Origin of the sequence: Citrobacter sp. wls718 (assembly GCF_005280945.1) — a bacterium.
In the GTDB taxonomy this organism is placed as follows: Bacteria; Pseudomonadota; Gammaproteobacteria; order Enterobacterales; family Enterobacteriaceae; genus Citrobacter; species Citrobacter gillenii.
The window spans coordinates 15,481-27,197 of record NZ_SZWV01000033.1 but is presented as its reverse complement, the minus strand read 5'-3'; the positions used below and the strand labels follow the sequence as shown (position 1 = coordinate 27,197).

The 11,717-nt window shown below is 53.0% G+C and carries 11 protein-coding genes and 1 tRNA gene; 1 reads left to right on the top strand and 11 read right to left on the bottom strand.

Annotation, left to right across the window (positions count from 1 at the left end):
• From rihA to miaB, 10 genes are all read right to left on the bottom strand, one after another.
• Positions 1 to 734: pyrimidine-specific ribonucleoside hydrolase RihA (gene rihA / locus FDW95_RS05715; protein ID WP_137363438.1), on the bottom strand; the 734-nt coding region annotated here is incomplete at its 3' end.
• A gap of 116 nt (positions 735 to 850) precedes the next feature.
• Positions 851 to 1,576 carry a glutamate/aspartate ABC transporter ATP-binding protein GltL gene (gltL, locus tag FDW95_RS05710; RefSeq protein WP_096757890.1) on the bottom strand — a complete coding sequence of 242 codons (726 nt, stop codon included), beginning with the start codon at positions 1,574 to 1,576 and terminating at the stop codon, positions 851 to 853.
• On the bottom strand, positions 1,576 to 2,250 hold the full coding sequence (gene gltK / locus FDW95_RS05705; protein WP_096757889.1) for a glutamate/aspartate ABC transporter permease GltK: 675 nt from the start codon (positions 2,248 to 2,250) through the stop codon (positions 1,576 to 1,578). The genes gltL and gltK overlap by 1 nt, the downstream gene beginning before the upstream one ends.
• Positions 2,250 to 2,990 carry a glutamate/aspartate ABC transporter permease GltJ gene (gltJ, locus tag FDW95_RS05700; protein WP_096757888.1) on the bottom strand — a complete coding sequence of 247 codons (741 nt, stop codon included), beginning with the start codon at positions 2,988 to 2,990 and terminating at the stop codon, positions 2,250 to 2,252. Before gltJ ends, gltK begins: the two co-directional genes overlap by 1 nt.
• Positions 2,991 to 3,148: 158 nt before the next feature.
• The gene (gene gltI, locus FDW95_RS05695; protein WP_096757887.1) at positions 3,149 to 4,057 is read right to left on the bottom strand and encodes a glutamate/aspartate ABC transporter substrate-binding protein GltI; all 909 of its coding nucleotides are present in this window, start codon (positions 4,055 to 4,057) and stop codon (positions 3,149 to 3,151) included.
• A 372-nt stretch (positions 4,058 to 4,429) separates the two neighbouring features.
• Positions 4,430 to 5,968 carry an apolipoprotein N-acyltransferase gene (lnt, locus tag FDW95_RS05690; RefSeq protein WP_115259095.1) on the bottom strand — a complete coding sequence of 513 codons (1,539 nt, stop codon included), beginning with the start codon at positions 5,966 to 5,968 and terminating at the stop codon, positions 4,430 to 4,432.
• A 24-nt stretch (positions 5,969 to 5,992) separates the two neighbouring features.
• On the bottom strand, positions 5,993 to 6,871 hold the full coding sequence (gene corC, locus FDW95_RS05685; protein ID WP_096757884.1) for a CNNM family magnesium/cobalt transport protein CorC: 879 nt from the start codon (positions 6,869 to 6,871) through the stop codon (positions 5,993 to 5,995).
• Positions 6,872 to 6,969: 98 nt separating this feature from the next.
• Positions 6,970 to 7,437 carry an rRNA maturation RNase YbeY gene (gene ybeY / locus FDW95_RS05680; RefSeq protein WP_115259094.1) on the bottom strand — a complete coding sequence of 156 codons (468 nt, stop codon included), beginning with the start codon at positions 7,435 to 7,437 and terminating at the stop codon, positions 6,970 to 6,972.
• Positions 7,434 to 8,480, bottom strand: coding sequence for a PhoH family protein (locus FDW95_RS05675; RefSeq protein WP_167456046.1), 1,047 nt, complete (start codon positions 8,478 to 8,480; stop codon positions 7,434 to 7,436). The genes ybeY and FDW95_RS05675 overlap by 4 nt, the downstream gene beginning before the upstream one ends.
• 254 nt (positions 8,481 to 8,734) lie before the next feature.
• Positions 8,735 to 10,165: a tRNA (N6-isopentenyl adenosine(37)-C2)-methylthiotransferase MiaB gene (gene miaB / locus FDW95_RS05670; protein ID WP_096757880.1), complete on the bottom strand. Its 1,431-nt coding sequence runs from the start codon at positions 10,163 to 10,165 to the stop codon at positions 8,735 to 8,737.
• A gap of 145 nt (positions 10,166 to 10,310) precedes the next feature.
• Here miaB and ubiF point away from each other — a divergent pair, with 145 nt between their 5' ends.
• Positions 10,311 to 11,486, top strand: a complete 1,176-nt coding sequence (gene ubiF, locus FDW95_RS05665; RefSeq protein ID WP_115259092.1) for a 3-demethoxyubiquinol 3-hydroxylase — start codon at positions 10,311 to 10,313, stop codon at positions 11,484 to 11,486.
• A gap of 120 nt (positions 11,487 to 11,606) precedes the next feature.
• Here ubiF and FDW95_RS05660 read toward each other — a convergent pair.
• A tRNA-Gln gene (locus FDW95_RS05660) sits at positions 11,607 to 11,681 on the bottom strand.
• Positions 11,682 to 11,717 lie beyond the last annotated feature (36 nt).

Sequence of the window (11,717 nt, the reverse complement as noted above, 5' to 3'; positions counted from 1 at the left end):
TGGAAATATAGGGGCCAATCCAGTGCGCCTTTGAATCCCCATTTCTCGTCTTTGTGATATTCGAAGAAGAAATCCAGTAACTCAGCGACAATGCTCGCCACAGGATTGCCAATCGCGCGCAATCGCTCGGTGTCTTCACGATGAATTTGTGCTTTATGTGTGACGTCCAGCCCGGCCATCACTACCGGAATACCTGATTGAAACACCATCTCTGCCGCTTCGGGATCAACATAAATATTGAACTCAGCAGCCGGTGTCCAATTTCCGAGTCCCATCGCGCCGCCCATAATCACAATACGGGCGATTTTCTTATGCAACTCGGGGTGGCTATTCAGCAGCAGTGCTACGTTAGTTTGGGGGCCAGTTGATACAATCGTGACCGGTTCCGGACTTTCGCGCAGGGTTTTCGCCATTAACTCCACGGCTGTACAACTTTGCGGGGCAAATGCCGGCTCCGGCAGTACGGGGCCGTCCAGGCCACTTTCTCCGTGAACGTTATCGGCAATTATCAACTCGCGCATCAGGGGCTTCAACGCGCCTCCGGCAACGGGAATATCCGATCGGTTGAGCAGCGTTAACATACGCAACACATTACGCAGGGTTTTATCAGGCGTCTGGTTGCCCGCTGAGGATGTTATGGCTTTAACATCAAGTTCCGGTGAGGCAAGGGCGAGAACCATTGCGATAGCGTCGTCATGACCTGGATCGCAATCAAAAAGGATCGGAAGTGCCATTGTGACTCCTTGTGGGTGGGACTTCGTGACAAGGTTAACGCCGGGCTGTATGTGATTCGAGATGCGAAGAAAGAAAGCGTGATTTGGCGCGCACTTTGATGTGCGCGCCGGAAAGATTAATGCAATATTTTGGCGAGGAAGTCTTTGGCGCGGTCTGATTTTGGATTGGCAAAGAACTCTTCTTTCGGCGAGTCTTCCACAATCTTACCCTCATCCATAAAGATTACCCGGTTCGCCACTTTCCGAGCGAAGCCCATTTCGTGGGTGACCACCATCATGGTCATCCCTTCATGAGCCAGCTCGACCATGACGTCCAGCACCTCGTTGATCATTTCTGGATCGAGCGCTGAGGTGGGTTCATCAAACAACATGGCGATAGGATCCATACACAGCGCCCGGGCAATGGCCACGCGCTGCTGCTGTCCACCAGAAAGCTGGGCCGGAAACTTATCGGCATGGGCCGACAGTCCTACGCGCTCAAGCAGTTTTTGTGCTTTGTCGCGAGCAGGCTTTTTATCGCGTTTAAGTACTTTTACCTGGGCCAGGGTCAAGTTTTCGATGATCGACAAATGTGGGAACAGTTCAAAGTGCTGGAAGACCATGCCCACGCGAGAACGCAGTTTGGCCAGATCGGTTTTTTTGTCATTCACGACGGTACCGTCAACGGTGATCACACCCTGCTGCACTGGCTCCAGGCCGTTTACCGTTTTGATCAGCGTCGATTTACCGGAGCCTGACGGACCGCAAACTACCACCACTTCACCTTTTTTAACTTCCGTGGAGCAGTCGGTCAGAACCTGAAAGTGACCATACCATTTAGAAACATTTTTCAGGGTAATCATTAAACTGTCCTTTTCTTCAAATAGCTGACCAACAACGATGCGCTCAGACTGAATACAAAATAGACGGCGCCAGCGAACAGGATCATCTCGACCTGTGTGCCGTCACGCTCGCCAATGGTGGAGGCGGTACGGAAGAAATCTGCAAGACTTAATACGTAGACCAGCGAGGTGTCCTGGAATAGAACGATGCCCTGGGTCAGCAGCAACGGCACCATCGCGCGAAATGCCTGCGGCAGAATAATGAGCTTCATCGACTGCCAGTGGGTCATCCCTAACGCCAGCGCGGCGCTGGACTGTCCACGAGAAATACTCTGGATCCCGGCACGGATAATCTCTGAGTAGTACGCCGCTTCAAACATCGAAAACGCCACCATCGCTGAGATCAGACGAATATCGGTTTTCGGTGACAGGCCTAATACGTTCTGTAAGAACCCCGGTACAATCAGATAGAACCACAGCAGTACCATGACCAGCGGAATAGAGCGGAATACGTTCACGTAGATCTTCGCAAACCAGGCAATGGGCGCGAAGCTGGACAGACGCATTACCGCAAGGATAGTTCCCCAAACGATGCCAATAATGACCGCCGTAACGGTAATTTTCAGCGTGATCATCAGCCCATCCAGCAGATACGGCAGGGAGGGGACAATGGAACTCCAGTCAAATTCGTACATTATTTGCCTCCCAAATTGCCAGGCAGGCGAGTTTTACGTTCAACCAGATTCATCACCAGCATAATAAAGGCGTTAATCAAGACGTAGGCAAGGGTGATAGCCGTAAACGACTCCCAGGCGTGGGCAGAGTAATCCAGCAGCTTGCCTGCCTGTGCTGCCATATCGACCAGACCGATGGTTGAGGCGATGGCGGAGTTTTTCACCAGGTTCATCATTTCTGATGTCATCGGCGGTACGATCACGCGGTAGGCGTTGGGCAGCAGAACATAGCGATAGGCCTGCGGTAGCGTCAGCCCCATCGCCAGCGCGGCGTTTTTTTGTCCGCGAGGCAAAGACTGAATCGCGGCGCGCACCTGCTCACAAACGCGGGCGGCGGTAAACAGCCCCAGGCAGAGCATTGAGGAGAGGAAAAACTGGATGTTGGGATCCAACTCAGCCTTGAACCACATGCCAATGTTTTCTGGGAGCAGTTCCGGGATCACCAGATACCAGGTAAAAAATTGTACGATCAGCGGAACGTTACGAAACAGTTCAACATACAACGTGCCTATCCCGGAAAGGAAACGGTTGGGAACGGTGCGTAAGATGCCGAATAGGGAACCTATCAGGAAAGCAATAATCCAGGCGGTGATTGAAAGCGCGACGGTGACCTGGAAACCACTCCAGAGCCAGCCGAGATAGGTGGTGTTGCCGAACGGGGCTTCTTGTAAAAAAATCCCCCAGTTCCAGTCTATAGACATAAATCTACTCCAGAAAAAAAAAGGGTAGCAGCGCTACCCTCGAAGATTGTTGAGAAGCTCATTTTTCGCGCTGAGTGGGGAACGGCCACTCAGCGTATAGTCTGTCCATGCTTCCCGACAATCGTGAGGGCCAGGTGAACTCGCCCCATTTATTTTAGTTAGTTGAGTGCTTTATCATTTGGTTCTTTGAACAGGGCCTTCATCTCGCTCGACAGTTCGAAATTCATATTCAGGTTCTTTGGCGGAATAGGGTTTTTAAACCATTTATCAAACCACTTCTCTGCTTCACCTGAAGTTTGTGCCTGTGCAATGGTGTCATCCATCAGCTTTTTGAACGCGACGTCGTCTTTACGCAGCATACAGCCGTACGCTTCCTGAGATTGTGGCTTGCCGACGATCTCCCAGTTGTCCGGTTTCTTCGCCTTCGCGCGTTCACCAGCCAGCAGGGCGTCATCCATCATAAAGGCGACGGCGCGACCGCTTTCGAGGGTACGGAAAGAGTCACCGTGGTCTTTCGCACTGATGATGCGCATATCCATTTTTTGTTCTTCGTTCAGCTTATGCAGCAGCACTTCCGAGGTGGTACCGGAAGTCACAACCACCGCTTTGCCTTTCAAGTCAGCGAAATCTTTGATGTCGCCGCCTTTTTTCGCCAGCAGGCGGGTGCCGACAACGAAAATGGTGTCAGAAAATGCCGCTTGTTTCTGGCGTTCAACGTTGTTGGTGGTTGAACCACATTCAAAGTCGAAGGTGCCGTTTTGCAGCAGCGGAATGCGGTTCTGGGAGGTAATCGGAATCAGCTTCACCTGCAGGTCAGGTTTGTTCAGCTTTTTCTTCACGGCCTCAACAATTGCGTTGGAGTAATCCTGTGAATAACCGACCACTTTCTGCTGATTATCGTAGTAGGAAAACGGGACCGAGGATTCACGGTGTCCGACGACGATGACGCCATTTTTAGCGATCTTGTCCAGGGTGCTGCTTGCCGCAGGGGCGGCATCTTCCGCGTGCGCCAGACCGGCAGACATTCCCACGACCAGCATGGCAGTGGCGAGCTTACGTAATTGCATATCCAACTCCTTTATCGTCTGCGTCAGGGACGCATTGATACCCATTGTGATGTTGTTATTGTTTGCTACTTAAAAGTGCAGTCTTGTATGTGTTTGTTAACATTTAGTTTGGATGAATGTAAAGAATTTGCTGTGTTATTGTTTATTTTTGCGAAGTGCGCCGCACCGTTTGAGGGCAAAAATATCTTGTTGCACATTTCAGGTGCTACCTGTGCTCAAATTTGGTGCGACCAGGTTGCACATTCAACCAAAACAGCGTTTGCCTTGTATAACAAAGCAATAGGCGTGCCAGAATGGGAGAGAAGAGGGGGGACGTGTTAGCCGGACAAGGCGCGTGAGCGCCAACATCCGGCAATATGACGAGAGCAGAGATTATTTACGACGCTGGCGCAGACTCATGATGATCGCGCCAAAGCCTAACAACGCGGTAACCAGCCATAACGGCCAGTTTCCGGTACGTGCATACGGCGTGAGACCCGTTGTCGGGGTAACGCTGGTGGTCAGTACCTGTCGGGTAAACTGCGGGATCATGGCCTGCACTTCACCTTGCGGGCCAATCACCGCCGTGATGCCATTATTAGTGCTACGCAACAGCGGACGCGCCAGCTCCAGTGACCGCATGCGCGCCATCTGGAAGTGCTGCCATGGACCGATGGATTTACCAAACCAGGCATCATTGGAGATGGTCAGCAAGTAGTCCGTATCCGGGCGGAAGTTATCCCGTACCTGTTCGCCAAGAATAATTTCGTAGCAGATTGCCGCCGTCAGCTTAAAGCCGTGTGCCTGCAGCTGTGGCTGCACATACGGCCCTCGGCTGAAGGATGACATGGGTAAGTCAAAGAACGGCGCCAGCGGGCGTAGAATCGATTCCAGCGGCACAAACTCACCAAACGGGACAAGGTGATTTTTGTTGTAACGATTGCTGGAGTCATAGCTGTACGGACTGTCTTTACCCAGCGTGATGATGGTGTTGTAAGTATCGTAGCGGTTTTGCTTGTTAAGGCGCGCGTCAACAATACCGGTGATTAGCGTGCTGTTTTTAGATTTTAGCAGGTCATCCATCATGTCGAGGAAACGCTGCTGATTGATCTCCAGATCAGGAATAGCGGACTCTGGCCAGATGATCAGCTGTGATTTGCCCATTTCAGGCTGCGTGGCATCAAGGTAAATCTTCAACGTGTTGATGAGCTGACCTTCATCCCACTTCAGCGACTGCGGAATGTCACCTTGCACCATCGAAACTTGGGTTGTTTTTTCTGGCTCCAGCGTATACCACTGGATGTAACGCAGCGGGAAGGGCAGAGCGAACAATACCACGGCAGCAACCAGAGGACGCCAGTTACGTGTGACTAACGCCAGCGCCAGCAGGCCGCTGACCATCATCAGCAGGAAGTTAATCGCCTCGACGCCCATTACCGGCGCCAGGCCTTTCAGCGGGCCGTCAATCTGGCTGTAGCCAAACTGTAGCCATGGGAAGCCGGTCAGCACCCAGCCGCGCAGGAATTCGGTTATCTGCCAGACTACCGGGGCAGCAATCGCCACCCGCAGCCAGCTGGTTTTTGGCCACAGGCGCGACAGAACGCCCGCAAACAAACCTGTGTACAGCGAGAGGTATGCCGCAAGCAATACCACAAGGAATACGTTAACCGGGCCTGGCATACCGCCAAATTGCGCAATGCTGACATAGACCCAGTTGATGCCGGAGCCAAAAAGACCCATTCCCCAGACATAGCCGATAGCGGCAGACTGGAGTGGGCGACGGTTGAGAGTTAAGGCCTGCAGACCCATCAGCGAAATAATCGCCGCAGGCCAGATGTCATACGGAGAGAACGCCAGCGTCCCGCAGGCGCCGAATAATAACGCCAGCAGCAGGCGAATGCGCTGGCGTTCAATTAAGGGGGCAAATGCCATGTAGTCTTTGATCCAGTTTCGGGTTTATTCGTCCAGTTTTGGCTGGGGTGAGTCGTCCGGAATTCTGACATGAACCTGAATAATACGACGGCTGTCGGCCATGGCAACTTTGAACTGGTAGCCATCAATGTCGATAGTCTCTCCACGTGCGGGCAGATGACCAAAGGCCTGCATCACCAAACCGCCAATAGTATCGACTTCTTCGTCGCTAAAGTGGGTGCCGAAGGCTTCGTTGAAGTCTTCGATCGGGGCCAGCGCACGAATGGTCCAGGTGTGGCGACTAAGCTGACGGAAATCGATATCGTCTTCTTCGTCGTATTCATCTTCGATTTCACCGACGATCAGTTCAAGAATGTCCTCAATGGTCACCAGACCCGAGACACCGCCGAACTCGTCGATAACGATAGCCATATGGTACCGCTGAGAGCGGAACTCTTTCAGCATGCGGTCAACACGCTTGCTCTCAGGTACGACAACCGCCGGGCGTAACACTTTTTCCATGCTGAAAGCTTCGGCATCACTGCGCATAAACGGCAGCAAGTCTTTCGCCATCAGAATCCCTTCAATGTGATCTTTGTCTTCGCTGATCACCGGGAAACGCGAGTGGGCGGACTCGATGATGACATCAAGACACTCATCCAGAGTCTGGTTGCGTTTCAGTGTGATCATCTGGGACCGGGGGATCATGATGTCGCGAACACGTTGGTCCGCAATGTCCATCACCCCTTCGAGCATATCGCGCGTATCTTCATCGATAAGGTCGTTTTGCCCGGAATCACGGATCAGCTCCAACAGTTCGTCGCGGTTTTTTGGTTCACCGTGGAAAAGTTGGCTCAGTAACAGGGAAAAGAATCCCTTTTTGCTGTGTAAGGTGTCACTACTGTGTGAATTGTCGTCGCTCATGGCGTCGTATGGGTTCTCATGTTAGTTAATAGATTGCTCAAGGCACGTAAACTCAGTGCCCGGCGTCGTGACCTGTCACCGGCTTGACCGGTAGCAGGTTATTCCTTCTCGGCAATGTACGGATCCTCATAGCCCAGAGCAAGCATAATCTCTGTTTCGAGGGATTCCATTTCTTCCGCTTCGTCGTCTTCGATATGGTCGTAGCCTAAGAGATGCAGGCTACCGTGTATAACCATGTGTGCCCAGTGGGCTTCAAGAGGCTTACCTTGCTCCTGCGCTTCTTTTTCGACCACTTGACGACAGATGATCAAATCGCCCAACAGCGGCAGTTCGATGCCCGGTGGGGCCTCAAACGGGAAGGACAGCACGTTGGTTGACTTGTCTTTCCCGCGATAGGTCAGATTCAGTTCGTGGCTTTCAGCGTCATCGACCAGGCGAATGGTGACCTCTGACTCTTCCTGAAACTGCGGGATCACCGCATCCAGCCATGCCTGAAACTGGCGCTCATCCGGTAAACCGGCGTTATCTTCACATGCCAGCTGTAAATCGAGAATAACCTGACTCATTTTTGTTCCTGTTCCTGGGCTTCACGCTTGCGTTCCGCTGCCTGTTCGGCTTTACGTTTTTGTTCTGCTTCTTCCCAGGCTTCATACGCCGTCACGATACGGGCAACCACCGGGTGGCGTACCACGTCTTCGCTATGGAAGAAATTAAAGCTAATCTCATCGACCTCAGCCAACACTTCGATGGCATGACGCAGACCGGATTTGGTGCTGCGCGGCAGGTCAATTTGGGTAATGTCGCCGGTGATCACCGCTTTGGAGTTGAAGCCAATACGGGTCAGGAACATTTTCATCTGTTCGATAGTCGTGTTCTGGCTCTCATCAAGGATAATGAACGCATCGTTCAGCGTACGACCGCGCATATAAGCCAGCGGGGCGACTTCAATGACGTTACGCTCAATAAGCTTCTCCACCTTCTCAAAACCAAGCATTTCGAACAGCGCATCATACAGCGGACGTAAATAAGGATCGACTTTCTGGCTGAGATCGCCCGGCAGGAAGCCCAGTTTTTCACCGGCTTCAACCGCCGGACGGGTCAGCAGAATACGGCGAATTTCCTGACGCTCGAGCGCATCGACCGCGGCGGCTACCGCCAGGTAGGTTTTACCCGTCCCTGCAGGACCGACGCCGAAGGTGATGTCGTGGTCGAGAATATTGGCGATGTACTGCGCCTGATTCGGCGTACGCGGTTTGATCACGCCACGCTTGGTTTTGATATTCACCGCTTTGCCAAACTCCGGCACACTGTCTGCGCTCTGCTCAAGGACACGCGCTTCTTTGATTGCCAGGTGAATTTGTTCCGGCTCGATGTCCTGCGTCTTGCCGCGCATTGGCGCGGTATCGACGTACAGGCTGTGTAAAATATCTGCCGCAGCGGTAACGCAAATCGGGCGACCGGTCAGCTTAAAGTGGTTGTCGCGGCGGTTAATTTCGATACCAAGGCGACGTTCAAGCTGTTTGATGTTGTCATCAAAAGGACCGCACAGGCTCAACAGACGGGCATTGTCTGCGGGCTCAAGGGTAATTTCGCGAGTGTCTATGTTCAAACCGTTCCTCTTATGCAGATATCGCCGGACGTCGAACATTTACCGGCATGTAGGGAAATTATTCACGCCACAGGGAAAAGGCGCAAGCATTGCAATGAAGATGGGGGCGTAGAGAGGAATTACAAGACCCTCCCTGTCATACTTCAAGCCGCAGAGGCGTTGTTTGCAATCGCGCACCCCAGTCACATAGTTATCTATGCTCCTGGGGATTTGCTCGTTTGTCGCTTTAGGGGATAGAGGAGGGGTTATGGTAATTACGGCTGATAAATGCCGACACCCAGATCGTTCTCTTTGCGGGTACGCGCAATGACCGACTCCGGACTTTCTGCGATGCGCAGGCCCATTTCGTCCTCGGTACGCACGACTTTACCGCGCAGGGAGTTAGTCCAGACGTCGGTAATTTCAACATCCACAAACTTACCGACCATATCCGGGGTGCCTTCAAAATTCACCACACGGTTATTTTCAGTACGACCCGACAGCTCCATTACGCTTTTACGCGACGTGCCTTCGACCAGAATACGCTGGGTGGTGCCGAGCATACGGCGGCTCCAGGCCATGGCCTGCTGGTTGATGCGATCCTGCAGGATATACAGACGTTGCTTTTTCTCTTCTTCCGGGACGTCGTCAACCATATCGGCGGCAGGCGTGCCAGGACGAGCTGAGAAGATAAAGCTGTAGCTCATGTCGAAGTTAACGTCGGCAATCAGCTTCATGGTCTGCTCGAAATCTTGTGTGGTTTCGCCAGGGAAGCCCACGATGAAGTCGGAGCTAATCTGAATATCCGGGCGTGCAGCGCGCAGTTTGCGGATGATTGCCTTGTATTCCAGCGCGGTATGGGTACGTCCCATCAGGTTTAGTACGCGATCTGAGCCACTCTGTACCGGCAGGTGCAGGAAGCTTACCAGCTCCGGGGTGTCACGATAGACTTCAACGATATCGTCGGTGAACTCAATTGGATGACTGGTAGTGAAACGGATACGGTCAATGCCGTCGATCGCCGCTACCAGACGCAGTAAATCTGCGAATGAGCCGGTCGTGCCGTCGTAGTTCTCACCGCGCCAGGCGTTAACGTTTTGCCCCAGCAGGTTGACTTCACGTACGCCCTGCGCCGCAAGTTGGGCAATTTCAAGCAGGATATCGTCCGCCGGACGGCTGACTTCTTCACCGCGGGTGTAGGGCACCACGCAGTAAGTGCAGTATTTGTTACAGCCTTCCATGATGGACACAAACGCGCTTGGACCTTCAGCACGCGGTTCCGGCAGGCGGTCGAACTTTTCGATTTCCGGGAAACTGATATCCACCACTGGACTACGGCTGGTGCTACCGCGCACTTTGTTGATCATTTCCGGCAGGCGGTGCAGGGTTTGTGGCCCAAAAATAATGTCGACGTAGTGTGCACGTTGACGAATATGGTCGCCTTCCTGGGAGGCGACACAGCCACCCACGCCGATAATCAGATTCGGGTTTTTCTCTTTTAAGAGTTTCCAGCGACCTAACTGATGGAAAACTTTTTCCTGAGCCTTCTCGCGAATTGAGCAGGTATTCAGCAGCAGCACATCCGCTTCTTCCGCCACGTCGGTCAGTTGATACCCGTGAGTGGCATCCAGCAGATCGGCCATCTTCGATGAATCGTATTCGTTCATCTGACAGCCCCAGGTTTTAATATGGAGTTTTTTAGTCATCGACTTGCTCTTGCGAAATTGTGGCTGAAATGCAGGGCGCATAGTGTACTGCGTTGGCGCGGTTGTGACCAGTATGACGGATGTCAGCCTCAAGGGGTAAAAAATCCTGTAAACTTACAGAATACATGTAACAGGATGATTGACCATGACAAATCAACCAACGGAAATTGCCATTGTCGGCGGGGGGATGGTCGGCGGCGCGCTGGCGCTGGGACTGGCGCAGCATGGATTCAGGGTGACGGTAATAGAGCACGCCGCGCCCGTGCCGTTTGTGGCTGACAGTCAGCCCGATATCCGTATTTCAGCCATTAGCTCCGCGTCTGCATCGTTGCTGAAAGGGTTGGGTGTCTGGGATGCGGTGCAGGGCATGCGCACTCATCCATATCGTCGTCTGGAAACCTGGGAGTGGGAGAATGCCCATGTGGTGTTTGATGCGGCAGAGCTAAAACTCCCATTGCTGGGCTATATGGTCGAAAACAACGTCCTGCAACAGGCGTTGTGGCAGGCGATGGAGGCGCATCCCAACGTGACCCTGCGCGTGCCGGCATCACTGATTTCTCTGCATCAACATAACGATCGGCATGAGCTTGAACTGACTGGCGGTGAAAAGATAACGGCAAAACTGGTGATTGGTGCCGATGGCGCGAATTCTCAGGTACGTCAAATGGCCGGGATTGGCATCCATGCCTGGCAGTACGCGCAATCCTGCATGCTGATTACCGTGCAATGCGAGAATTCACCGGGAGACAGTACCTGGCAGCAGTTTACCCCTGACGGACCGCGGGCGTTTTTACCGCTGTTCGATAACTGGGCTTCGCTGGTGTGGTATGACTCTCCGGCCCGCATCCGCCAGTTGCAGAGTCTCGATATGGCGCAGCTCCAGGCGGAAATCGCAAAATATTTCCCTTCACGTCTGGGTGACGTTACGCCTGTTGCCGCAGGGGCGTTTCCACTTACTCGTCGCCACGCGTTGCAGTATGTACAGCCAGGACTGGCGCTGGTGGGCGATGCTGCGCACACCATTCATCCGCTTGCCGGGCAGGGGGTGAATCTGGGGTACCGTGATGTCGATGCGTTAATTGATGTGCTGGTGAACGCCCGTAGCTATGGTGAGCAGTGGGCCAGTCAGCGGGTACTGAAGCGCTACCAAACGCGTCGTATGACCGATAACTTCATCATGCAAAGTGGTATGGATCTGTTTTACGCCGGATTCAGCAACAACCTGCAGCCGCTGCGTATTATGCGCAATCTTGGTCTAATGGCCGCCGAGCGTGCAGGCGTTTTAAAACGTCAGGCGCTGAAGTATGCATTAGGGTTGTAGCTCAAGTGGTGCCTGATGGCGCTGCGCTTATCAGGCCTACGCGTCATGTAGGCCGGGTAAGGCTTGCCGTCACCCGGCGTTAGAAAAGCAAAAAGCTCGCCGAAGCGAGCTTTTCTAAAATGGCTGGGGTACGAGGATTCGAACCTCGGAATGCTGGTATCAGAAACCAGAGCCTTACCGCTTGGCGATACCCCAACGGGTGCACCCACAAAGTGGACGACTTTTTGAAAT

Coding starts and splice junctions, on each gene's coding strand:
- gltL (WP_096757890.1), bottom strand. CDS start 1,576: ATGATTACCCTGAAAAATGTTTCTAAATGGTATGGTCACTTTCAGGTT.
- gltK (WP_096757889.1), bottom strand. CDS start 2,250: ATGTACGAATTTGACTGGAGTTCCATTGTCCCCTCCCTGCCGTATCTG.
- gltJ (WP_096757888.1), bottom strand. CDS start 2,990: ATGTCTATAGACTGGAACTGGGGGATTTTTTTACAAGAAGCCCCGTTC.
- gltI (WP_096757887.1), bottom strand. CDS start 4,057: ATGCAATTACGTAAGCTCGCCACTGCCATGCTGGTCGTGGGAATGTCT.
- lnt (WP_115259095.1), bottom strand. CDS start 5,968: ATGGCATTTGCCCCCTTAATTGAACGCCAGCGCATTCGCCTGCTGCTG.
- corC (WP_096757884.1), bottom strand. CDS start 6,871: ATGAGCGACGACAATTCACACAGTAGTGACACCTTACACAGCAAAAAG.
- ybeY (WP_115259094.1), bottom strand. CDS start 7,437: ATGAGTCAGGTTATTCTCGATTTACAGCTGGCATGTGAAGATAACGCC.
- miaB (WP_096757880.1), bottom strand. CDS start 10,165: ATGACTAAAAAACTCCATATTAAAACCTGGGGCTGTCAGATGAACGAA.
- ubiF (WP_115259092.1), top strand. CDS start 10,311: ATGACAAATCAACCAACGGAAATTGCCATTGTCGGCGGGGGGATGGTC.